Here is a 22,738-nt window from a genome sequence, read left to right on the forward strand (position 1 = left end):
CACGTACTGCGTGTACGCGACGGTTTCTGCACGCTGTCCGCATTCACTATTTATTATCAATAATCAACTGCATCAATAACACCTACTGAAACAAGTTGTTAGTTAAAAAAATCAAATCGGCTGATAAGTAGCAAAAATAGCAACACATAACAAAGCCAACGCCCCAAAAATAATTTCAATCCAACTATTGATAATCAACAGTTGATAGCGACCAGGTTGCCTTAGTTTAGGAACCAAGATATAACGGTTAATCAATGCAAGCATCACCATAGCCGCTACTAGCACTATCTTCAGCCATAGCATTGACTGATATTCAGTACCGCTATACTCCGGCCACCCTGGGAGCAAAATCAAGCTACTTATTATGCCTGTAACGATGATAAGAATTACAGCAATATGACCATAGGTGGAAAAATGCATCATAGAAATCATAACCTGTCTATCCAACCCTACAGCGAGTTCATTCCGCATACGCAAAAGTTGCAGGCATAACAAAAACGGCCATAATCCACCAAACCAGTACCCTGCGCTTAATAGGTGAATTACCTGGTTAATCTGATGAAGAATACCCAACACCCCATCATGTATTACTGCATGACCTATAAAAGCATGACAGGATAATAAAATGGCAGAGCCGATTAACATTAGAATATTTCTGGTCTTTTGGTTATTGATAAACAAGAACCCTGTAGTCACTATTGAAATCAATATTTGCCACTGCCAGACTTTGCCAAAGTTTGTTCTCAGAACCGCTAACCAAACTTCCAGATCATAAGTATCCTGCCAACCATCCCCCATTAGCCCCGCTTGTATCACCAACCAGCCAATTACAGTTATTAATGCCACAATGGTACTGATAATTATCCCCAAACGGAGACGAGCATCAATTAGGACAGAGAGGCGAGCAGGAATCAACATGACAGTAAATATGCTGAGACCAAACATCAACATAACTGCCACAAAATGAGCGAAGCGACAAAAGATATAAAGTGCCGCCAGAGACATAATTATTTAACTGTAAAACTGTAGACGCCTTTAGTTTTATGCCCATCAACCGAGACTACCTTCCAGTCAACATGATATTTACCTGCCACCAGCTTATCTTCCACAGGAAGAATCAGTTTTGTATTAGTTGCAGGATCAAGCTTCAATTGACCAGTTTTGATAGGTTTATTTTCCGGGCCAGTCACTTTTACTTTACTGAAATTCAGTTCAATACCCTCTGAAAAACTCAGGGTAATTACCTGTGGTGCATTTTCCACTGTGGTATCTTCTGCTGGGATTTGTTCTGTTAAATGCGCATGAGCTAAAACTTGCTGGCAAGACATGCCGACAAACAGCACAACTAAAGCAGATAATTTCCGGCAAAAAGAACGAATTTTACTGATGGTCATAAATAACCTCTTAATTTTCAGATATATTTCTACAAATTAAGACTATCTTATATCAAAGAAGTTATTTTATCCGCGATAACTTACAATAAGAACTTCGTCTTGTGAACTATCGCGCAAAAACAAAGGAAAACCGCAGCACTGGCTTTAAATATCTAAAGTTATTGCCAGCTACTGCGGTTGATTAATTCCATTCATTAAGAGTCCGCACCGGCCAAACCTTTCAGATCTTTATCCAATAGGAAGAGTGCCTTACCATCCTCACCAACCATACTCAATTTATCAAGAATAGACTTGAACAACTTCTCTTCTTCGTGCTGTTCTGCTACATACCATTGCAGGAAGTTAAAAGTGGAATAATCCTGCGTAGTTATCGCCAGATGGGCAAGTTTATTAATTTCAGCGGTAATAGATTTCTCGTGATCGTAGGTTTTCTGAAGTACATGAGATATGGATTCATAGTCTGCTGAAGGCGCATTAATCTGCCCTAAACGTGGCATCGCACCAGTATCACTCAGATAATCAAATAAGCGATGCATGTGCTGCATTTCTTCCTGGGAGTGCGATTTGAAAAATGCAGCGGCACCTGCCAATCCTTTATCACTGCACCATGCACTCATTTGTAGATATAAATTCGCAGAATAGAATTCCAAATTCATCTGTTCATTTAATTTATGCACCATTTCTTGATTTAACATAATAGATTCTCCTAGCATTAATTTATTTGTATTATGCCAATTAAATAAAAATAAAAAAACCCAATAAACAAAAATAATTTAAAAAAATATATCGCATTGAAATACAATAATATTTTCAATAAAATCAAATAGAAATGAATCTCATTTAATATATTTAAATGAAAATGAATTTTATTCGCAAAATAATCTCATCGAATATCTTTCTATATTTAATGATAATGAATATTATTTATATTTATAAATTTATCAATTTAGTTCTTGCCAGAAAAATCAGTCTGGATTAACTTCATCATTTTATGAATTTATAGTTTCAACTGAGCGAGACACTTATGGGACATAATCTGGCCGAACTTTCCACAGAAAATATGGATAAAGTCAATGTTGATTTGGCAGCATCTGGTGTAGCTTTTAAGGAACGTTACAATATGCCGGTACTTCCTGATACAGTTGAGCAGGAACAACCCGCACATCTTCGGCAGTATTTTCAACAACGTTTAGTGCATTATCGCCAATTATCTAAACAATTTTCTCGTTTACCTTACGAGCCCAAAAGCCGCTAATTATTCAGTAAGAATTGATAACCACCGGATAACCGGTGGCTATATCAGATTACTGCTCAGCAAACTTATCCGTTGCACCAATAAGCTGATGTAAAATACCTGGCTCATCAAATGAGTGCCCCGCTCCTTCAATAATATGTAATTCTGCTTCTGGCCATGCCTGCGCCAGATCCCAAGCATTTTGCACCCGACAAGCCATATCATATCGACCATGAATAATAACTGCCGGAATATCCCTTATAGCGTCAATATTATTCAACAGCTGCTGCTCCTCATTCATAAAACCTCCATTAATAAAATAGTGATTCTCAATCCGAGCAAATGCCAAGGCAAATTCATCTTCTGTAAAAGACTCCACACTATCCGAAGGAAGCAATGTTACCGTCTCTCCTTCCCACAAGCTCCAGAGACGAGCTGCTTCTAATTGAATTTGACGATTATTACTAGTCAGCCGCTTGTTATATGCGCTAATAACATCATTTCGTTCTTCTTCCGATAAAATAGAGACCGTTCGTTGCCATTTATCCGGGAAGAAATTAGAAGCGCCATCCTGATAATACCAATATAATTCTTGCGGCCTCAGCAGGAAAATCCCTCGAAGAATCAGCTCAGAAACTCGCTGAGGGTAAGTCTGTGCGTAAACTAAAGATAAAGTGGAACCCCACGAGCCACCAAATACCAGCCACTTTTCTACCCCCACTAATTGACGTAAACACTCAATGTCTTCAACTAAATGCCAAGTAGTATTATTTTCCAAACTGGCATGAGGTTTTGAACGCCCACAACCACGCTGATCAAATAGCATGACATGATATTTCTTAGGGTCGAATAGCCGACGATGATAAGAGGCAATACCACCACCCGGTCCACCATGAATAAATACAGCGGGCTTACCTTCAGGATTGCCACATAATTCCCAATAAACTTGATGACCATCGCCTGTGTCCAAATAACCAGAACGGTAAGCTTCACAAGCCGGATATAATTTTCTCAATTCAGACATAACATTTCCTTACTGACTCACACTAAATCTAGTATCCATCTGATGACGGGTAGAGATAACCATCAGAAAATGTTATTTCAATTCGCTATAGCTAATCGTATTTTGCTGACAATTAACTACAACACGGTAATCTTTGTCATGCTTAGAACCACGAACAGTCAGTGGAACTTCTAACACATCCTTATCTGCGGTGATATTTTCTACATTTATCCACGCCACTGGTGTAGAAGTTCCCAACTGTTTTCTATCTTCTGACCAACGATTAATACGGTTTTGTAGAAAATCTCGCTTTACCTGAGCAGCAATCTGCGATTTGGTTAAATTATCGCAAGAAACAAATTTATCAACACGTTTGGTCTCTGGAACAGCGGATACGGTGAATGAAATCGTAAATAAAAGTGCAGCACCTGATAGGCCAACTCTATTAATGACATGACATGCTTTCATACTACCTCCTGTTAATATCTCAAAATAAGAGATTAAATATGGAGCTAACCTAACATGTCAGGTAAAAAAAATGTGTGATTATTGTTAAATAAATAATTTAATTATGTTCATTTTTAATCATCAAACACCACATTAACCTGCTCTTGTCCCCTATGCTTTTCACGAAGTTCCTGTGCAACCAACGCAATAGCTTCCCCACTACTCATTCCTTCAGCCATCAATTGCTGAATTTTCTCCACTGCCAGTTGTTGTTCCTGATGAGATAATGTTGGCATACCTGAAAACATGAGAATAACCTCAATAAATTGATCAATGACCAAGAGTATAGCGATTTTTAACTCAGTAAGGAGTGGATTTCTATGCTAATCTCTGGCAATTAATAATTAATGCCAACTCTTACGTTGCTATTGTTAAAACTGATACCATAATGAATACTTCATTACAAAAACGACAATTACCTTATCAATCAAATGTCGCTATCAACTATTTCGCGCCGATTTCAAACCAGCCTTGGGCAATGCTGCTCCACTCTGGCTCTGCAAACCATACCCATAACCGGTTTGATATTCTGGTTGCAGAACCACTGATCACGCTTCTTTGTCACGGTAAATCAACCGAAATAAATAAATATAGTACTCACTATATTACTGAAGAAGATCCCTTTTGCCTGTTAAAAACACAGCTAGAAAATTTAAATCTCACAGCAAAATTTAATCCTGATTTACCATTTCAGGGTGGTGCATTAGGCCAATGGGGATATGACCTTGGACGTCGTATTGAAAAATTACCGTCACAAGCCAAAAATGAGCTGTCATTTCCAGATATGGCAATAGGTATTTATGACTGGGCTTTGATTGTCGATCATCACAAAAAAAAGGTGACTTTATTAAGTCACAGTGATGTTGATGCACGTTTAAACTGGCTTATGTCGCATAAAAATTTGCCCGAAACAACTTTTACTCTGACCAGCGAATGGCAGTCAAATATGAGTGCGGAGCAATATAATGGAAAAATCCGCCGCATTCACAACTATCTATTAGAAGGTGATTGTTATCAAGTTAATCTGTCACAACGGTTTTGCGCTGACTATCAAGGCGATGAATGGCAAGCATTCATGAAACTTAATAAGAGAAATCGTGCCCCTTTTTCTGCCTTTATCCGTTTACCAGAAAACAGCATAATCAGTGTCTCTCCTGAGCGTTTCTTACTCTTGGAAAAGAATCAAATTCAAACTCGTCCTATCAAAGGAACATTACCGCGTTTAAATGATACTGAAAAGGATGCATTACAAGCTGAAAAACTAGCAACATCGAAAAAAGATCGAGCCGAAAACCTAATGATCGTCGATTTGTTACGTAACGATATTGGCCGGGTAGCCACTCCAGGGTCAGTTAAAGTACCTGAACTATTTGTGGTTGAACAATTCCCCGCTGTTCATCATCTGGTCAGCACAATTACCGCAGAACTACCAAATGAATTGCATGCTACAGATTTATTAAGAGCCTGCTTCCCCGGAGGTTCGATCACTGGTGCACCGAAAATCAGGGCAATGGAAATAATAGAAGAATTAGAGCCTCACCGCAGACATGGATATTGTGGTTCAATTGGCTATATCAGTTTCTGTGGCACAATGGATAGCAATATCACTATTCGTACCCTCTTGACCGAAAAAGGAAAAATATATTGTTGGGCCGGTGGTGGAATTGTCGCGGACAGTATTGCTGAAAAAGAATATCAAGAAACATTTGATAAATTGAATTGTATTTTGCCGCAATTAGGGAAAATAAAACCAATATGATACTACTATCTGATTTCATTAACAGATTTCAGTTACAACTTCCATCTCATCCTAAACGGCCTTCAAATAACTGCCGCCATGCTGCGGTGTTATTACCGATCATCTGCAAACCGAAACCAACACTATTGCTGACGCAGCGCTCTACTACTTTACGATCACATGCCGGTCAAGTGGCCTTTCCCGGTGGTGCTGCTGATCCTGAAGATAAATCAATAATTGCTACAGCACTGCGAGAAGCAGAGGAAGAAGTCAACATACCTCATCACAAAGTTCAAGTTTTGGGACAACTCGTGCCTTTAGACAGTATTAGCGGTTATCTGGTGACACCCGTTGTCGGGTTATTACCCCCAGAATTGTCTTTCCACAGCAACCCAACAGAAGTTTCCAGTATATTCGAAGTCCCTTTATCTAAGGCACTTTCACTTTCGAGCTATTATTATCTTGATGTTAACCGCCATGGTCAGCAACATCGCACCTATTTTTACTGGTATCAAGGGAAACTTATCTGGGGCCTGACAGCAGCGATTATTCATCAATTAGCTCAACAGGTTCAAATTTGATCTGCATCATTAGAGATAATCAATTTGTGTTTTTTTCATCCATTTTTATCACTATTGCTATCATAATTCAAAAAAAACTGTAAACTCCCTTATCAACACTACTAAATCACAGTAAAGTAGCGTACCTCAATATATATAACTATATCTCTATCTTTTTTAAGGAGTCTGGCGTGATTAGCGTTTTCGACATGTTTAAGGTCGGTATCGGTCCATCTAGCTCTCATACGGTTGGCCCGATGAAAGCCGGCAAACAGTTTGTCGACGATCTGGTAAACCAGGGACTAATGCCTTCTATCACGCGTGTAGCCGTCGATGTTTACGGCTCACTCTCATTAACCGGTAAGGGCCACCATACGGATATAGCCATTATCATGGGCCTGGCAGGCAACTTGCCAGCAACCGTTGATATTGATTCAATCCCCGGTTTTATTCGTGATGTAGAGCAAACTCAGCGCATCAAGCTGGCCAATGGCTTACATGAAGTCGATTTTCCACGTGACAGTGGCATGGTTTTCCGTAGTGATAACCTATCACTACATGAAAATGGTATGCAAATTCATGCATTCGCGGGTGACAAAAAAGTTTATAGCAAAACCTACTACTCAATTGGTGGTGGCTTTATTGTTGACGAAGAACATTTTGGTAAACCATCTCAGGATACCAAACCTGTTTCATATCCATACAGTTCAGCAAAAGAATTGCTGATGAATTGTAATAAAACCGGACTCTCGATCTCTGGTTTAATGATGAAAAACGAATTGGATCTCCACAGCCAAGAGGAAATTAACGCCTATTTTGCTGATGTTTGGGATACTATGCAGGCTTGTATTGAACGTGGCCTGAACACAGAAGGCGTTCTACCCGGCCCATTGCGCGTGCCACGCCGTGCAGCTGCACTACACCGGATGCTGACCGCATCAAACAATCTATCTAGTGATCCAATGAATGTCGTGGATTTAGTAAACATGTTTGCATTAGCAGTCAACGAAGAAAATGCTGCGGGTGGACGTGTTGTTACAGCTCCTACCAATGGTGCCTGTGGCATTGTTCCCGCCGTACTTGCTTATTATAACCATTGCATTGCACCTGTAACACCAGAGCTTTATATCCGCTATTTCCTGGCTTCAGGTGCTATTGGCATTCTGTATAAAATGAATGCCTCTATTTCTGGGGCTGAAGTGGGTTGTCAGGGAGAAGTTGGGGTTGCCTGTTCAATGGCAGCAGCCGGTCTTACTGAACTACTCGGCGGTAGCGCAGAGCAGGTTTGTATTGCAGCTGAAATCGGAATGGAACATAACCTCGGCCTCACTTGTGACCCGGTTGCTGGCCAAGTACAAGTGCCCTGTATTGAAAGAAATGCCATTGCTTCAGTGAAAGCAATCAACGCCGCTCGTATGGCTTTGCGTCGTACCAGTGAACCACGCGTTTCTCTCGATAAAGTTATTGAAACTATGTACGAAACAGGTAAAGACATGAACGCTAAATATCGTGAAACATCCCGCGGTGGTTTAGCGATTAAAGTTCAGTGTGATTAACCCAATAAATAACCTGATTTTTTAAGCAGCAAATTCTTCTTGATGAACATATCCCTACCTCATGGTTGGGATATTTTTTATCCAAAACTTGAGAGGGCTCGTTTTTCAACCAAAAAAGATGAATATATTTTTAATTTTAAATTAATAAGATGTTACCGGAAACAGAATTAATATCTATCTTAAATTAAATTTAAGATAATTATAAATAAATTTAACAATATTTAGTTTATTAAATTATTTTATTACTAATATGTTCACCTATTTCATTTTTTCTGACTGATAGCAATTTTTCTCTAGTATTTCTGATGCTAATCTAACAGGATGTTTTCTCAGTCAATAAGAGATAAAAATCTAAATCAAGCCAAATATTCAGGCACCCAATCAACAAAAGACTATTATTTGTACAAATAAATTTTTTATTGGAGGAATGATTCATCAAAATTATTGGAGTAAATTGTAATTATTCTGCGTTTATATACTAACAGAGGGGAAAATGAGGTGAGTATAGCCATTATGATTGGCACACATGGAGCTGCGGCTGAGCAACTGCTTCACACTGCAGAGATGTTAATTGGAGAACAAGAAAATGTTTCTTATATTGACTTTGTTCCTGGTGAAAATGCCGATACTTTATTTGAAAAATACAACAGCAAACTTGCAAAGCTTAATACAGAAAAAGGCGTACTGTTTTTCGTTGATACATGGGGAGGAAGTCCATTCAATGCAGCGAATCGTATCGCTGTAGACAAAGAAAATTATGAAATTATTACCGGGGTTAACGTCCCGATGCTGGTTGAAGCCTTTATGTGCCGCGATGATAACCCATCTCTGGAAGAATTGGTCTCAGTCGCCCTGGAAACAGGGAAAGAAGGTATTCGGGCTCTAAAAACAGAAGAACCGCAAAAAGTTGAATCTGCCAAACCTGTAGCTCCCGTTGCTGCACTTGCATCTGCACCATCAACCGGTGGTCATATGAAAATTGCGCTGGCCCGCATTGATGACCGCCTTATTCATGGCCAAGTCGCTACCCGTTGGACAAAAGAAACTAACGTCAAACGGATTATTGTCGTCAGCGACGAAGTTGCTGCCGATACTGTCCGTTCTACCTTATTGAAACAGGTTGCACCACCGGGGATCAGTGCTCACGTTGTTGATGTCGCAAAATGTATCCGGGTTTATAACAACCCAAAATACGCTAATGAACGTGTCATGTTGCTGTTTACAAATCCAACAGATGTTCTGCGTCTGGTTGAAAATGGGGTCAATATCACTTCTGTAAACATTGGTGGAATGGCATACCGGCAGGGAAAAACACAAGTTAATAACGCAATATCTGTTGACGAAACTGATATTGCAGCCTTCAAAAAATTGGATGATCGCGGTATTGAGCTTGAAGCCCGTAAAGTTGCCAGTGACACCCGTCTGCAAATGATGGATCTGATCCAGAAGGTCAAAAACGAAAATTAAACTAGAGCAATTTAACTATTACTCAATGACAAAAATTTCTCACCAAATTTAAATTTGGTTACAGGAGACAAACAATGGAAATTACCGTTGTTCAAATTTCATTGATATTCATCGTGGCCTGTATTGCAGGCATGGATTCCATTCTTGATGAATTTCAATTCCATCGCCCACTTGTGGCCTGTACTCTAATCGGAATCATTCTCGGTGACATGACAACTGGTGTCATTATCGGCGGTACACTGGAGATGATCGCACTTGGCTGGATGAATATCGGTGCCGCAATTGCTCCGGATGCTGCTTTAGCATCAATCATCTCAACTATTTTGGTCATCGCTGGTGGCCGAGATATCGGTGAAGGTATCGCTCTGGCAATTCCTTTGGCAGCCGCCGGACAAGTGCTGACTATCATTGTACGTACCATCACAGTTGCGTTCCAACATGCCGCCGACAACGCGGCAGAACACGGCAACCTTCGGGCTATCAGCTTTATCCATCTATCCGCATTACTGCTTCAAGCTATGCGCATCGCTATTCCTGCCCTGATTGTTGCCCTGTCCGTTGGAACCAACGAAGTTCAACAATTGCTCGCCTCTATCCCTGAAGTTGTAACAAACGGCCTGAATATTGCGGGTGGTATGATTGTGGTTGTGGGTTATGCAATGGTCATCAATATGATGCGTGCTGGCTACTTAATGCCATTCTTCTATCTCGGTTTCGTCACTGCGGCATTTACTGATTTCAATCTAGTTGCATTAGGTATCATTGGTATTGTGATGGCAGTGCTATACATTCAACTCAGCCCTAAATACAACAAATCTCAGGTGGTTACTGCGGCCCCTGGACACACCAATAACGACCTTGATAACGAATTAGATTAGAGGACGAGCAACATGTTAGATACAACAAAAACGACTGCTCAGACAGCAGGCCAGAAAAAACTGACACCAAGCGATATTCGTGGTGTATTCCTCCGTTCTAATGTGTTCCAAGGTTCATGGAACTTTGAACGGATGCAAGCGTTAGGCTTCTGTTTTTCTATGGTTCCCGCCCTTCGCCGTCTGTATCCAGAAAATACCGATGAGCGTAAACAAGCGATTAAACGCCACCTTGAATTCTTTAACACTCATCCTTACGTCGTCGCACCTGTATTGGGTGTCACTATGGCAATGGAAGAACAGCGTGCTAATGGAGCAACAATTGATGATGGCGCTATCAACGGCATCAAAGTCGGTTTGATGGGACCACTGGCGGGTGTTGGTGACCCAATTTTCTGGGGCACAGTCCGCCCGGTGTTTGCTGCTCTGGGTGCGGGCCTCGCGATGAGTGGTAGCTGGCTCGGACCTGTACTATTCTTCTTTTTATTCAATTTAGTACGCCTGTTAGTTCTCTACTCAGGCATTTCCTACGGCTATAAGAAAGGGATTAATATCGTTCAGGATATGGGCGGTGGCTTCCTACAAAAAATGACTGAGGGGGCATCGATCCTTGGTTTATTTGTCATGGGAGCATTGGTCAATAAATGGACGAAAGTAAATATTCCACTGGTTGTATCAGAAATTCCTAACCAACAAACAGGTGAAAAGACCATCACAACGGTTCAGAATATCCTTGATCAACTGATGCCAGGCCTTGTACCACTTTTACTGACATTTGCCTGTATGTGGCTATTGCGGCATAAAGTCAATGCCCTCTGGATTATTATCGGCTTCTTCATTCTGGGGATTATTGGCGCGAGGTTTGGTTTCCTCGGCCTGTAGAATATATACCCTATGGATTTCAAGATGCATCGCGACGGCAAGGGAGCGAATCCTCGGGAGCATAGCGAACGATGTGACTGGGGTGAGTAAGTGCAGCCAACAAAGAGGCAACTTGAAAGATAACGGGTATATCATCCCATTAATCATACGGGGAGGAATTCCTCCCCACATTTTCTTTTTTACAGCAAAACAGGGATTAAAGAATGAGCCTCAATGATATGGTATTAGTTGGATTAATCGTACTAATGCTGATTCTCGCTATCTATGATGAATTTGTGGTTAATCTGCTGAAAGGGAAAACTTATTTGCAAATAAAGTTAAAAAGAAAACATAGAATTGATGCTTTCATCTTTATTATCCTGATACTTATTGTTGTTTATAACAACATCACTGCTTATGGTAGTCGTTTAACCACATACTTATTGTTATTTACTATCCTGGTAACTCTTTATATTGCCTATATACGCTCACCTAAATTGTTATTTAAGAGCAATGGTTTTTTCTATGCAAATACGTTTATTTCTTATGACCGGATAAAAACCATAAATTTATCTGAAGATGGCATTCTGGTTATTGGTTTGGAAAATAAGAAATTATATATCTCAGTCTATCAACTTGATGATTTAGAAAGGATTTATAAATTCCTCATCGAAAACAGATAGATAAGAATTAATAATAAATAGAGAGATAAATAATAAACAGTCAGCTTTATGCTGACTTTTATTTTCCCCCTACATGATAGATAATGATAATTATTATCGATATCATCTCTTAATCCTAAAATAATATTATTTACTCTTTTTAAGTTATTATGCTATCTTTAAGCAAGTCATGGGGAGTAGCCTGTTTCAGAAAAACGATTTAGTTAATTTCTCTGAAAAACCCGTATCAACATACTCGTTTCAAAATAAAACGTGGTGCGGGTAGCCTTTAAGGTTGGCAAGACCATAGGCATATAGCACATCATTGGTTGGGGGTGGGTTATATGTATATGGAAACACCCAGCCGAGGCTATTTTGATGAACCTATACGCAACCCTTATCTTAGCTTTAGCACTCTCAATGGATGCCTTCGCTGCGGCAATCAGTAAAGGGGCGACACTACATAGACCACATTTTCGTGAAGCAATTCGTACTGGCTTAATATTTGGTGTAGTGGAAGCTTGTACTCCACTAATTGGCTGGTCTATAGGACTTTATACCAGCCAGTATATTATAGAGTGGGATCATTGGATTGCTTTCACTCTATTATTCATCCTAGGCTGTAGAATGATTACAGATAGTTTTAAAACAAGTCCGGAAAAAAAGTGTGAACCACCCTGTCGCCACGATTCAATGGTATTAATAACAACCGCTATTGCTACCAGTCTGGATGCAATGGCAATTGGTGTCGGACTCGCTTTTCTTCAAGTCAATATCGTCCATACCGCAATGGCTATTGGTATGATGACAATGATTATGGCAACATTGGGAATGTTAATTGGCCGCTATATTGGCCCACTATTAGGCAAACGTGCTGAACTTATCGGTGGACTCACTCTGATTGCAATTGGCTTCAATATTTTATTTGAACATCTCAAATTGTTTATGTACGCGAAATAGCACCACCAGCCCAAAATATTTATCTGTCAAACACAATATTTTGGGCAACAATCCAAATCATTTAAGGCGTTGATAGACCCGCAATATAAAATCAGTTTCACATTCAAACAATGCTCTATCTACTAATCCTTTTTTTACACTTTCTGTTGCTCGCCAGGCAAATGGTGTCATCTGTAATAAATGATACGCTTGTACTCCATCCAATTTCATTAGATAAGACAATGACTCATCGGTTATCAATTCAAACCCTGCCAATTGCTCTGTCTTCAATGGATGAAGATGAATATCTTGATAAATTAACTCCTTGAGCTGATAAAGGTGACGAGGACCCGGAGTGACTGTCAGCACAATTCCCTGTGACTTAACTACCCTTGCCAATTCTTCTGCCTTGCAAGGTGCATAAATCCTTAATATCCCGGAAAGGGATTTATCAGCAAATGGCAAACGATGACTCGACGCAACACAAAAACTGACAGCAGGATAGCGCTTAGCGCCATAACGAACCGCGATCTTAGCAACATCTAACCCATAGATTTTAAGATTACGTCTCTTGCTTAGCTGTGCTTCAAGCGAAGCAGTGTAATAACCTTCACCGCATCCTATGTCCAGTAAACTCTCTGCATTTTCTGGCAGATACTTTTCTAACAATTCCGAAACTCGTTGCTGTAATGGCTGATAATATCCAGCATCCAAAAACGCTCTTCTTGATTGCATCATCTCCGGGCTATCCCCCGGTTCTTTAGATCTTTTATACTGAACAGGCATCAGGTTGACATACCCTTCTTTAGCACAATCAAACTGATGATTATTCTCACAGCGCCATTGCTGTCGAGTGAGCAGTAAAGATTGGTGACATAAGGGGCATTGATAAGACATAAGATTCCCAAAATATAAGCGAAAACCAGCCAGCACTATATACCCAATAGATTTCGAGTTGCAGCGCGGCGGCAAGTGAACGAATCCCCAGGAGCATAGATAACTATGTGACTGGGGTGAGTGAAAGCAGCCAACAAAGCAGCAACTTGAAAGATGAAGGGTATAGCATATTCTGATACTTTTCATCATAAATCATACTCATTAATAGTTCGATAAAACGATTAATCATTACCTTGCATGAAATTATCTTCCATTATTTTCAGCCCTATTTTTGAGCCGGCTCGCAATATTTTTATGGAATAAATCTATTTATCAGGTATCATTCTCCAATTAAAACTCAAGAAATATAATTGTAAATAAGTCATTTAACTAATAGAAACAACTAATAATACAGGTAATATGATGAACATTTTCATGCAATATTTTAATAAATTAAGATCAATTTCACCGAAATTCGATATTATGCCAAATACGAATTATTTTGATCTTATTCCATCGAAGAGTGATATTGATACTTTATCAGATGACCTGGATAAAGTTCGGGCAGACTTTGCTATTGTATTAAAGCAATTCAATGATGAAATCATATCATCTACAGGGAAAGAGACGATATATGATCAAAAGAATAAACAGAAAACATCCGAAAATAACTAAACCAACTAATCAAGGTGATATCAACCCATTATATTATCAACTTCCTGATTCAGAGATATTAACGCTTTATGAACAACATACAAAAGGCGCTGCTGACCGATTTCTAACGCTGATCGAACAGCAACAAAAGCACAGACACGAGATGGAAAAAGTTGCCTTAGAACAAATGGTAAGAAAAAGTATCAGGGGGCAAAGTTATGGATTATTACTCACTTTTATCTCTTTATTTGTCTCTTTAATCTTAGGCTTAAATGGGAATAATTGGTTAGCAGGAATTATCGGAAGTGGTACTGTAACAACTATTCTAATTATTTATGTTTTAAATAGAAATCCAAAGTCATATATGAAATAAATCAAAATAGCTATCAATGATTTTTTGTTAATATATACTATTTAGTTATTAATAGTACATTGTAGAGAATAATAGATTATTCTCACGATATTATCTTAATATCTATAACTAATTGATTTCGAGTTGCAGAGCGGCAGCAAGTGAAAGCAACCAACAAAGCAGCAACTTGAAGGATGAAGGATATAGATAGCAGAAGGGATAATTCAATTTTGCTACCTGGGTCATACCACGCGCACGCGCGATCGTACCTAGCGCACGCGCAATAAAAGCAGGATCATCACCAGCTTCTTCAATACAGGCATCCAGATACGCTGCCATATCAGCTTCAGTTTTCAGGTATTCTACTGAATCCCAACGGGTAAACTGTTCACTCATTATGTTGTTCCTTCCAACTGCGGGCTAGTTGTAAAGCAAGTTTAATGTCTTTATTTTGTGTGCTCTTATCACCGCCACAAAGTAAAACAACAATCTACCTACCCTGCTGCATAAAATACACTCTATAGCCAGGACCATAATCAATACGGCATTCGCTGACACCGTTACCAACCGGTTTTACATCGCCAAAATTTCCTTCAGCCATACGATCAATGCGAGCTAATATTCGCATTCTTGCCCGTATATCCTTGAGCCCGACCAACCAGTCAGAGAATGTATACCCTATGGATTTCAAGATGCATCGCGACGGCAAGGGAGTGAATCCCCGGGAGCATAGATAACTATGTGACCGGGGTGAGCGAATGCAGCCAACAAAGAGGAAACTTGAAAGATGACGGGTATATGACTTTTCAGTATCTCTTTCATAAATTGAAGCGTATCCCATAAGCTACAATCAAGTTTTGAAGCATCGCTTGTCATCAACATTATCCCTAAACTACATTTCTTCCCTTCATGGCACAAACGAATATTGTCAGCTAAACAGTGTCTGTTTTATGTAGATAACGCTAAAAATTACTAATTGTTGCAATCATAAAAAAACAAAAAAACCGCCAAAAAATGAAGGCGGCTTGTGTTATTTTCAACTGCTAATAATAAAAAATGGAGCTTAAATTATTCCCACTCAATAGTCGCAGGTGGTTTACCGCTGACGTCATAGACAACTCTTGATATTCCATTGACTTCATTGATAATTCGGTTAGAAACTCGGCCAAGAAAATCATATGGCAAATGTGCCCAATGTGCAGTCATAAAATCAATCGTTTCTACTGCCCGTAACGAGACAACCCAATCATATTTGCGGCCATCTCCCATAACGCCCACCGAACGAACCGGCAAGAATACCGTAAATGCCTGACTAACTTTATTGTACAAATCAGCCTTGTGCAGCTCTTCAATAAAGATAGCATCTGCCCGACGCAGTAAATCGCAGTACTCTTTCTTCACTTCACCCAGTACACGAACACCTAAACCAGGACCTGGGAATGGATGGCGATTCAGCATGTCATAAGGCAATCCCAACGCCAAACCAATCTTACGCACTTCATCTTTGAACAACTCTTTCAGCGGTTCCACCAATCCCAGTTTCATCTCTTCCGGCAAACCACCTACGTTATGATGAGATTTGATAACATGTGCTTTACCTGTCGCAGATGCCGCTGATTCGATAACATCCGGATAAATAGTACCTTGTGCCAACCAGTTAACCTGAGTCTGTTTACTTGCCTCTTCATCAAAAACTTCAACAAACACACGGCCAATCGTTTTACGCTTCTCTTCCGGATCATTAATGCCAGCCAGTGCAGCAAGGAAACGATCTTCGGCGGGAACATGAACAATATTTAGCCCAAATTTGCCAGCAAACATTTCCATAACCTGCTCAGCTTCATTCAAACGCAGCAAACCATTATCAACAAATACACAAGTCAGGCGTTTACCAATTGCGCGATGCAATAATAATGCGGTGACAGAAGAGTCAACACCACCGGACAGCCCCAAAATAACGTGATCCTCACCAACCTGTTCACGCAGGCGTACAACAGTATCTTCGATAATAGAAGCAGGGGTCCACAATGCTTCACATTGGCATATATCCAAGACAAAACGTTCCAGTATGCGCTGCCCCTGATGGGTATGGGTGACTTCCGGGTGGAATTGTACGCCATAAAAACGCTTTTCTTCATTCGCTATAATGGCAAATGGACAAGTGTCAGTGCTGGCAATAGTGATAAAATCCGCAGGAATTGAGGTGACTTTATCACCATGACTCATCCATACATCCAGTAATGGTTGACCTTGCTCATTTAATGAATCCTGAATCCCACGGAATAATGCACTTTCCGCTTTAATTTCAACCTGTGCATAACCAAATTCACGTTCAGTAGAATCTTCTACCTTACCACCGAACTGCACTGACATAGTTTGCATGCCATAGCAAACGCCCAGAATAGGAACACCGGCATTAAAAACATATTCAGGTGCACGTGGACTTCCTTGCGCTGTGGTACTTTCCGGACCACCAGAAAGAATGATACCGCTTGGATTAAATTCGCGAATTTGCTCTTCAGTGACATCCCATGCCCAAAGTTCACAGTAAACCCCGATTTCACGGATACGACGAGCAATCAACTGAGTATATTGTGAACCAAAATCAAGGATAAGAATGCGGTGCTGATGGATATTAGTTGTCATGTGCGGGGAATTCCAAAAACAAGTAGTAAAAATAAAAAAAGATTAAGTGGCCTGAAGCAGGCCACAATAAATATGAATTACAGACCTAAACGGTAATTTGGAGACTCTTTGGTAATGGTAACATCGTGAACATGGCTTTCCTGAATACCAGCGCCACTAATGCGCACAAACTCCGCTTTAGTTCTCAATTCATCGATGGTTCCACAGCCTGTCAACCCCATACAGGAGCGCAGCCCCCCCATTTGCTGATGGATAATATTTTTCAACAAGCCCTTATAGGCAACACGGCCTTCAATACCTTCCGGTACCAGCTTATCTGCGGCATTATCAGTTTGGAAATATCGATCAGAAGAGCCTTTAGACATCGCTCCCAACGATCCCATGCCACGATAAGATTTAAATGAACGCCCTTGGTACAACTCAATTTCTCCAGGTGACTCTTCTGTCCCTGCCAACATAGAGCCCACCATAACACAGGAAGCTCCCGCCGCTATTGCTTTAGCAATATCCCCAGAGAAACGAATACCCCCATCAGCAATAACTGGAATACCGGTGCCTTCCAACGCTTCAACCGCATCAGAGATAGCGGTAATTTGTGGCACCCCTACCCCTGTAACAATACGGGTAGTACAGATAGAACCAGGACCAATACCAACTTTAACTGCATTGACACCAGCGTCTACCAGCGCTTTTGCACCTTCCCCAGTCGCTACGTTACCACCAATAATTTGTAGATTTGGGTACTTAGCGCGAGTTTCACGAATACGCTGTAATACACCTTCAGAATGACCATGTGATGAATCAATCAGCAAAACATCGATACCCGCAGCAACCAACGCATCAATACGCTCTTCATTGCCTGCTCCAGCGCCAACCGCCGCACCAACGCGTAAACGACCACGTTCATCCTTACAGGCGTTTGGTTTACGTTCTGCTTTCTGAAAATCTTTGACCGTGATCATGCCAAGCAGATGAAAATTTTCATCAACTACCAGCGCTTTTTCGACACGTTTTTCGTGCATTTTATGCAATACAACTTCACGGGCTTCACCTTCTTTTACCGTTACCAAACGCTCTTTAGGCGTCATTACCGCAGTAACAGGCTGATCTAGATCCGTAACAAAACGTACATCACGACCCGTAATAATACCAACCAACTCATTTCCTTCAGTGACAACAGGGTAACCCGCAAAACCATTACGCTCTGTTAGTCCTTTAACTTCACGCAGCGTTGTTTTAGGTGTCACAGTGACAGGCTCTGTTACAACACCACTCTCATGTTTTTTTACTCGGCTAACTTCTTCTGCTTGACGCTCAATCGACATATTTTTATGGATGAAACCTATTCCACCTTCCTGAGCCAGTGCAATAGCCAAATCGGATTCAGTCACGGTATCCATAGCTGCAGATAGCATAGGAACATTCAGACGGATAGTGGAAGTCAATTGAGTAGACAAGTCAGCAGTGTTAGGCAGAACAATTGAGTGGGCAGGAACTAACAGAACGTCGTCAAAGGTTAAAGCTTCTTTTTTAATTCGTAACATAAGCAATATCTCACCAAGCTGCTGAAAATTTAAGGGATAAAATATTGCCGTGGCATTATACAGAACGTAATCGGTTGCCTCCAGCATTTTATTAAAAAATTTCTTGCTTACTGCATCATGAAGGTTAGTATCAGCATATTAAGTTATTGTTTTGAAATTTGATCTTTCTCACATGTCACTACTTTTTAACACTGGAATTTTTTCTGTCAGCCGCCTCAATCAGACAGTTCGACAGCTGCTCGAAATGGAAATGGGCAAAATTTGGCTAAGCGCTGAAATATCCAATTTTTCTCAACCTTCCTCTGGGCATTGGTACTTCACACTGAAAGACGAACGTGCCCAGGTGCGGGCTGCAATGTTTCGCAATAACAATCAGCGCATGACATTCAAACCACAAAATGGTCAGCAGGTCTTAGTTCGCGCTGCAATTACACTTTATGAACCAAGAGGAGACTATCAGCTTATTGTTGAAAGTATGCAACCCGCCGGTGATGGCCTGCTACAGCAACAGTTTGAATTATTAAAACAAAAACTCAGTGATGAGGGATTATTTGACCAAAATTATAAAAAACCGCTGCCCTCTCCGGCCCAACAGCTTGGGGTGATTACTTCAACCAGTGGTGCTGCTCTGCATGATATTTTGAATATTTTAAAGCGTCGCGATCCATCATTACCCATCGTCATTTATCCAACAGCCGTTCAGGGTACAGAAGCACCATTACAGATTATCCGATCTATTGAATTAGCTAACGAAAGGCGGGAATGTGATGTATTGATTGTTGGGCGCGGTGGCGGCTCACTAGAAGATTTATGGAGTTTCAACGACGAACATGTTGCTAGAGCAATTTTTCGCAGCAATATCCCGATAGTCAGTGCCGTAGGTCATGAAACGGATGTCACCATTGCTGATTTTGTGGCAGATTTACGCGCCCCAACACCTTCAGCAGCGGCTGAACTTGTCAGCCGTAATCAGCTTGAATTGTTACGTCAAATTCAATCACAACAACAGCGGCTGGAAATGGCAATGGATTACTTCTTTGCCCAGAAACAACGTGTTTTCAGTCTATTACATCATCGTTTACAGCAACAACATCCTCATTTGCGATTGGCTCGTCAGCAAAACTTGTTGGTCAGTTTACGCCAACGACTCACTGACAGCTTGCAACGGCATCTACGCCAAAGCGATCTGGCATATGAAAAATTGCAGCAACGCCTCTGGCATTCAGAGCCTGGTCAGCAGATCCGCCAGTATAGCCAACAAATCCAACAACAAGATTTCCGGCTAAAACAAGCAATTGAACGACAACTCAGCCGTTCCAGAGAAAAATTTGCCGTTTCCTGTTCACGAATGGAAGCCGTCAGCCCACTGGCAACACTGGCTCGTGGGTACAGCATCAGTGAAGCACCTGATGGAAAATTGCTGAAACAAACCAAGCAAGTACATGTTGGTAATGCCATTAGGACTCATTTACAAGATGGTTGGGTAGAAAGTGAAGTGACTAAGGTCAAGAAAGAACGAAGAAAACGGCCTGTAAATCTGAAATAGTGGCATTCCCTTGCCACTTATTTTTCCTATATCAGAAACGAATTTCTGCGCCTGCAATATAGGTGCGCCCTCTGGCTGTTTGCATAGCTGAAGTTTGTTCAGTCATTACTGGAGAAGAATTGACACGATTAAGCGCTTCAGAATAATTTTTGTTTGCCAGGTTCTGTACTGAAAATTTCAACAACACATTTTCATTTATCTGATAATCACTATAAAGATCAACTATCGTTGGGATTTTAGGCTCTTTTTGCAGTACAACCCGTCCATCACTATCAACATTATATTGATCTGGGTCCAGTCTATGAGAATCACCGGTATATTTAACAATCGCACCAATACGGAATTTCTCATCCAATAAACGAACACCTGTATCCAGAGTCATAAAACTATCAGGTAATTGTGACACAGGATCGGCCCCAAAATACGCTGTAGCGGCAGAAGTTGGCTGACGCGTTTTTTGCCAGCTATAAGCCAATTTGCTATAAAACATACCCGTATCATAATCAGCAGAAACTTCATATCCACGTATTGTCACTGGCGTCAAGCTATTGTGATAAATATACATTTTGATATTAGGATCGACTGTATCGTAATTGTCCAGTGAACTATCGTTTTTACATGTTTTCCTATCGCCACAAATAATCCAGATATCATTGAGAATATAATTTTTTACTTTAGAGTGATACCAGGCAGCTTTCAGGCGGAAAATATCTCCCTTAACAATCAAGTCTGGGCGAAAACTATTAAAACCAATTTCATAAGTGTTTGCTGTTTCTCCCTTCAAAAATGGATTCATGGAACCACCGCCTTCATTACTATAGAAAGTTTCCTGAATGTTTGGCGCTCTCATTGAACGAGCATAGCTGACGAATGGCTGGAATTCAGGAATAATTTCTGCTGATAGTAAAATACCTGGATTAAACCCACGTTCTTTCAAATTCAATTCGGTTGCCCCTTGAGGGAAACAAGGTATCCGCAGATCACAAGCCGGTTTATGTCCTTTAACACTGTAGTCCATATAATTAAAGGTAATATTGGCCTGATAAATCCCACGATTCATTTTCAGCCCACCATAAATACTGGCAATTTCTTGTTTACCACTTGGTGCAAAGACATTATTTTCTTTTGCTTCCCTATCCGTTTTTTCAAATTCTTTCTTTTCTTTCTCATCTTTACCTTTGCCAGAATAAACACTATCCGTTGTTTTGCTATATTCGGTTTTCATCAATTTACTGCCGAATGTTAGCTCAAAATCTGTATCGCCATAGTCGAATCGACTAATGTTACTGATATCTATTGCATCTGACTTGTTTTTGGCTTTGCTATTTATCAACTCAAAAAGTGAATCACCTTCGTAGCGTTGACTACTCTCACTGGTGCTGGCTAATAATTTTATATCAACCCATTCATTGAATGGTGTGTAATTATATTTTAAATAAACATCCCGACTGTCAATATGACGGCGGGTAAATTTATTATGATAATTCCGTCCACTGAGTTCCATATCATGAAATTCGTTCGGTTTAATATTTATTTTCATTAATTGCGAATTGGGTTTTTGCTTAAATGATTTATTGGTAGCAAACTCATCACTTAATACTCCGTCGCCATTCTTATAATGCGCATCAATTGAATGCCCGCTGACAGCCAGCATAGCACCTATTGACCCGTCAGAACTAAAAGCCGGTATTTTACCCGCAACCGCCATCATGCCATTATGACCAATGCCATTATTGCCATAAGTTGCTTTTGTACGTATTCCTAGCGAATCCCCAGAGAATATCACATCATCTACGCCAATTGTGCGGAAATTAGCACTACCTACCAAGGCATTAACGCTATTTGAACCATCAGATTGACCACGGTTAACATCAACTCCCACAATAAAATTAGGATCAATTATTGTACCGAATTGGTTATAAGTCGTACCGTGAATTGGACTCGTCGGAGATGTACCATAAAAACTCTGGCTAACACCATCAACCATCATATTAACCCGACCAAAGCCACTTAATCCTCGGATATTTACACTCACTGTTCCCTGCCCCGGATCTATTTGCGTATAGGTTCCAGGCATACTGCGTAATATGCTATCGATTGACTGAAGTTTAGTATCTTCGCCTTTAGAACTGTAAGAACCGGGCCTTTCCATTGCCCGCACTTCAGCATTATCTTGTGAACCTGAAACCTTAAGGCTGCTAAATTTCAGTACCTTATCTGATTTCTTCTCTTGTTTTTCTTCACCATAAGCAAGCCCTTGAAGCCCAATTAACACGATACTGGCCCCTGCTATTTTTGTCATTATTTTCATTTCAATCATCCCA

General features: G+C 40.4%; 23 protein-coding genes, 1 pseudogene and 1 riboswitch. Of the genes and pseudogenes, 12 read left to right on the forward strand and 12 right to left on the reverse strand.

Annotated features, from left to right (window positions below):
- Positions 1-111: 111 nt before the first annotated feature.
- The 3 genes from copD to ftnA all read right to left on the reverse strand — a co-directional run bounded on the left by copD (position 112) and on the right by ftnA (position 2,089).
- Complete coding sequence (gene copD, locus BDD30_RS02230) at positions 112-1,005, reverse strand: copper homeostasis membrane protein CopD (protein ID WP_015833989.1); 894 nt, start codon at positions 1,003-1,005, stop codon at positions 112-114.
- A gap of 2 nt (positions 1,006-1,007) precedes the next feature.
- A complete protein-coding gene (gene yobA / locus BDD30_RS02235) occupies positions 1,008-1,394 on the reverse strand; it encodes a CopC domain-containing protein YobA (RefSeq protein ID WP_015833988.1) in 387 nt (128 codons plus the stop codon).
- Between the two features lie 194 nt (positions 1,395-1,588).
- Positions 1,589-2,089, reverse strand: a complete 501-nt coding sequence (gene ftnA, locus BDD30_RS02240; RefSeq protein ID WP_041381789.1) for a non-heme ferritin — start codon at positions 2,087-2,089, stop codon at positions 1,589-1,591.
- 329 nt (positions 2,090-2,418) lie between these two features.
- On the opposite strand from ftnA, the gene BDD30_RS02245 reads away from it, so the two are divergent.
- Positions 2,419-2,649, forward strand: coding sequence for a DNA polymerase III subunit theta (locus tag BDD30_RS02245; RefSeq protein ID WP_015833985.1), 231 nt, complete (start codon positions 2,419-2,421; stop codon positions 2,647-2,649).
- A 49-nt stretch (positions 2,650-2,698) separates the two neighbouring features.
- Here the strand turns inward: BDD30_RS02245 and pip are convergent, their stop codons facing one another.
- The 3 genes from pip to BDD30_RS02260 form a co-directional block, all read right to left on the reverse strand.
- The gene (gene pip, locus BDD30_RS02250) at positions 2,699-3,652 is read right to left on the reverse strand and encodes a prolyl aminopeptidase (RefSeq protein ID WP_015833984.1); all 954 of its coding nucleotides are present in this window, start codon (positions 3,650-3,652) and stop codon (positions 2,699-2,701) included.
- Positions 3,653-3,724: 72 nt separating this feature from the next.
- A complete protein-coding gene (gene yebF / locus BDD30_RS02255; RefSeq protein ID WP_015833983.1) occupies positions 3,725-4,099 on the reverse strand; it encodes a protein YebF in 375 nt (124 codons plus the stop codon).
- Between the two features lie 113 nt (positions 4,100-4,212).
- Positions 4,213-4,386, reverse strand: coding sequence for a YoaH family protein (locus tag BDD30_RS02260; protein ID WP_071823700.1), 174 nt, complete (start codon positions 4,384-4,386; stop codon positions 4,213-4,215).
- Between the two features lie 140 nt (positions 4,387-4,526).
- Between BDD30_RS02260 and pabB the strand changes: the two genes are divergently transcribed.
- From pabB to mntP, 9 genes are all read left to right on the forward strand, one after another.
- Entirely contained in the window at positions 4,527-5,897 is a 1,371-nt protein-coding gene (pabB, locus tag BDD30_RS02265; protein WP_041382779.1) for an aminodeoxychorismate synthase component 1, read from the forward strand.
- Positions 5,894-6,457, forward strand: coding sequence for a CoA pyrophosphatase (locus BDD30_RS02270; RefSeq protein ID WP_015833980.1), 564 nt, complete (start codon positions 5,894-5,896; stop codon positions 6,455-6,457). The genes pabB and BDD30_RS02270 overlap by 4 nt, the downstream gene beginning before the upstream one ends.
- A 170-nt stretch (positions 6,458-6,627) precedes the next feature.
- A complete protein-coding gene (locus BDD30_RS02275; protein WP_015833979.1) occupies positions 6,628-7,992 on the forward strand; it encodes an L-serine ammonia-lyase in 1,365 nt (454 codons plus the stop codon).
- Positions 7,993-8,490: 498 nt separating this feature from the next.
- Complete coding sequence (manX, locus tag BDD30_RS02280) at positions 8,491-9,459, forward strand: PTS mannose transporter subunit IIAB (RefSeq protein WP_015833977.1); 969 nt, start codon at positions 8,491-8,493, stop codon at positions 9,457-9,459.
- A 74-nt stretch (positions 9,460-9,533) separates the two neighbouring features.
- Positions 9,534-10,337: a PTS mannose/fructose/sorbose transporter subunit IIC gene (locus tag BDD30_RS02285; RefSeq protein WP_015833976.1), complete on the forward strand. Its 804-nt coding sequence runs from the start codon at positions 9,534-9,536 to the stop codon at positions 10,335-10,337.
- 12 nt (positions 10,338-10,349) lie between these two features.
- Positions 10,350-11,216: a PTS mannose transporter subunit IID gene (locus tag BDD30_RS02290; RefSeq protein ID WP_015833975.1), complete on the forward strand. Its 867-nt coding sequence runs from the start codon at positions 10,350-10,352 to the stop codon at positions 11,214-11,216.
- A 73-nt stretch (positions 11,217-11,289) separates the two neighbouring features.
- Positions 11,290-11,433 carry a hypothetical protein gene (locus tag BDD30_RS23375; protein WP_170152936.1) on the forward strand — a complete coding sequence of 48 codons (144 nt, stop codon included), beginning with the start codon at positions 11,290-11,292 and terminating at the stop codon, positions 11,431-11,433.
- Entirely contained in the window at positions 11,420-11,878 is a 459-nt protein-coding gene (locus BDD30_RS02295; protein WP_015833974.1) for a DUF986 family protein, read from the forward strand. The genes BDD30_RS23375 and BDD30_RS02295 overlap by 14 nt, the downstream gene beginning before the upstream one ends.
- Before the next feature lie 160 nt (positions 11,879-12,038).
- Positions 12,039-12,229: riboswitch (yybP-ykoY riboswitch) on the forward strand.
- Positions 12,230-12,235: 6 nt separating this feature from the next.
- A complete protein-coding gene (mntP, locus tag BDD30_RS02300; protein WP_015833973.1) occupies positions 12,236-12,817 on the forward strand; it encodes a manganese efflux pump MntP in 582 nt (193 codons plus the stop codon).
- A gap of 57 nt (positions 12,818-12,874) precedes the next feature.
- Here the strand turns inward: mntP and rlmA are convergent, their stop codons facing one another.
- Positions 12,875-13,693, reverse strand: coding sequence for a 23S rRNA (guanine(745)-N(1))-methyltransferase (gene rlmA / locus BDD30_RS02305; protein WP_041381787.1), 819 nt, complete (start codon positions 13,691-13,693; stop codon positions 12,875-12,877).
- 613 nt (positions 13,694-14,306) lie between these two features.
- On the opposite strand from rlmA, the gene BDD30_RS02315 reads away from it, so the two are divergent.
- Positions 14,307-14,699, forward strand: coding sequence for a DUF2335 domain-containing protein (locus BDD30_RS02315; RefSeq protein ID WP_015833970.1), 393 nt, complete (start codon positions 14,307-14,309; stop codon positions 14,697-14,699).
- Positions 14,700-14,807: 108 nt separating this feature from the next.
- Here BDD30_RS02315 and BDD30_RS02320 read toward each other — a convergent pair whose 3' ends face one another.
- The 4 genes and pseudogenes from BDD30_RS02320 to guaB form a co-directional block, all read right to left on the reverse strand.
- The gene (locus BDD30_RS02320; RefSeq protein ID WP_015833969.1) at positions 14,808-15,074 is read right to left on the reverse strand and encodes an addiction module antidote protein; all 267 of its coding nucleotides are present in this window, start codon (positions 15,072-15,074) and stop codon (positions 14,808-14,810) included.
- A pseudogene (locus tag BDD30_RS02325) lies at positions 15,067-15,369 on the reverse strand (type II toxin-antitoxin system RelE/ParE family toxin). The gene BDD30_RS02320 and the pseudogene BDD30_RS02325 overlap by 8 nt, the downstream one beginning before the upstream one ends.
- A gap of 377 nt (positions 15,370-15,746) precedes the next feature.
- Entirely contained in the window at positions 15,747-17,324 is a 1,578-nt protein-coding gene (guaA, locus tag BDD30_RS02330) for a glutamine-hydrolyzing GMP synthase (RefSeq protein WP_015833967.1), read from the reverse strand.
- 77 nt (positions 17,325-17,401) lie between these two features.
- Positions 17,402-18,868, reverse strand: a complete 1,467-nt coding sequence (gene guaB, locus BDD30_RS02335) for an IMP dehydrogenase (protein WP_041382776.1) — start codon at positions 18,866-18,868, stop codon at positions 17,402-17,404.
- A 172-nt stretch (positions 18,869-19,040) separates the two neighbouring features.
- Here guaB and xseA point away from each other — a divergent pair, with 172 nt between their 5' ends.
- Positions 19,041-20,414, forward strand: a complete 1,374-nt coding sequence (gene xseA / locus BDD30_RS02340; RefSeq protein WP_015833965.1) for an exodeoxyribonuclease VII large subunit — start codon at positions 19,041-19,043, stop codon at positions 20,412-20,414.
- A gap of 31 nt (positions 20,415-20,445) precedes the next feature.
- Here xseA and BDD30_RS02345 read toward each other — a convergent pair whose 3' ends face one another.
- Complete coding sequence (locus BDD30_RS02345) at positions 20,446-22,725, reverse strand: TonB-dependent receptor domain-containing protein (RefSeq protein WP_015833964.1); 2,280 nt, start codon at positions 22,723-22,725, stop codon at positions 20,446-20,448.
- Positions 22,726-22,738 lie beyond the last annotated feature (13 nt).

The sequence above is a fragment of the Photorhabdus asymbiotica genome (assembly GCF_003634575.1).
Taxonomy (GTDB): Bacteria; Pseudomonadota; Gammaproteobacteria; order Enterobacterales; family Enterobacteriaceae; genus Photorhabdus; species Photorhabdus asymbiotica.

Bases quoted from the DNA above. Each gene is read 5' to 3' on its own strand.
- copD (WP_015833989.1), bottom strand. From the start codon at position 1,005: ATGTCTCTGGCGGCACTTTATATCTTTTGTCGCTTCGCTCATTTTGTG.
- yobA (WP_015833988.1), bottom strand. From the start codon at position 1,394: ATGACCATCAGTAAAATTCGTTCTTTTTGCCGGAAATTATCTGCTTTA.
- ftnA (WP_041381789.1), bottom strand. From the start codon at position 2,089: ATGTTAAATCAAGAAATGGTGCATAAATTAAATGAACAGATGAATTTG.
- BDD30_RS02245 (WP_015833985.1), top strand. From the start codon at position 2,419: ATGGGACATAATCTGGCCGAACTTTCCACAGAAAATATGGATAAAGTC.
- pip (WP_015833984.1), bottom strand. From the start codon at position 3,652: ATGTCTGAATTGAGAAAATTATATCCGGCTTGTGAAGCTTACCGTTCT.
- yebF (WP_015833983.1), bottom strand. From the start codon at position 4,099: ATGAAAGCATGTCATGTCATTAATAGAGTTGGCCTATCAGGTGCTGCA.
- BDD30_RS02260 (WP_071823700.1), bottom strand. From the start codon at position 4,386: ATGTTTTCAGGTATGCCAACATTATCTCATCAGGAACAACAACTGGCA.
- pabB (WP_041382779.1), top strand. From the start codon at position 4,527: ATGAATACTTCATTACAAAAACGACAATTACCTTATCAATCAAATGTC.
- BDD30_RS02270 (WP_015833980.1), top strand. From the start codon at position 5,894: ATGATACTACTATCTGATTTCATTAACAGATTTCAGTTACAACTTCCA.
- BDD30_RS02285 (WP_015833976.1), top strand. From the start codon at position 9,534: ATGGAAATTACCGTTGTTCAAATTTCATTGATATTCATCGTGGCCTGT.
- BDD30_RS02290 (WP_015833975.1), top strand. From the start codon at position 10,350: ATGTTAGATACAACAAAAACGACTGCTCAGACAGCAGGCCAGAAAAAA.
- BDD30_RS02295 (WP_015833974.1), top strand. From the start codon at position 11,420: ATGAGCCTCAATGATATGGTATTAGTTGGATTAATCGTACTAATGCTG.
- mntP (WP_015833973.1), top strand. From the start codon at position 12,236: ATGAACCTATACGCAACCCTTATCTTAGCTTTAGCACTCTCAATGGAT.
- rlmA (WP_041381787.1), bottom strand. From the start codon at position 13,693: ATGTCTTATCAATGCCCCTTATGTCACCAATCTTTACTGCTCACTCGA.
- BDD30_RS02315 (WP_015833970.1), top strand. From the start codon at position 14,307: ATGATCAAAAGAATAAACAGAAAACATCCGAAAATAACTAAACCAACT.
- BDD30_RS02320 (WP_015833969.1), bottom strand. From the start codon at position 15,074: ATGAGTGAACAGTTTACCCGTTGGGATTCAGTAGAATACCTGAAAACT.
- guaA (WP_015833967.1), bottom strand. From the start codon at position 17,324: ATGACAACTAATATCCATCAGCACCGCATTCTTATCCTTGATTTTGGT.
- guaB (WP_041382776.1), bottom strand. From the start codon at position 18,868: ATGTTACGAATTAAAAAAGAAGCTTTAACCTTTGACGACGTTCTGTTA.
- xseA (WP_015833965.1), top strand. From the start codon at position 19,041: ATGTCACTACTTTTTAACACTGGAATTTTTTCTGTCAGCCGCCTCAAT.
- BDD30_RS02345 (WP_015833964.1), bottom strand. From the start codon at position 22,725: ATGAAAATAATGACAAAAATAGCAGGGGCCAGTATCGTGTTAATTGGG.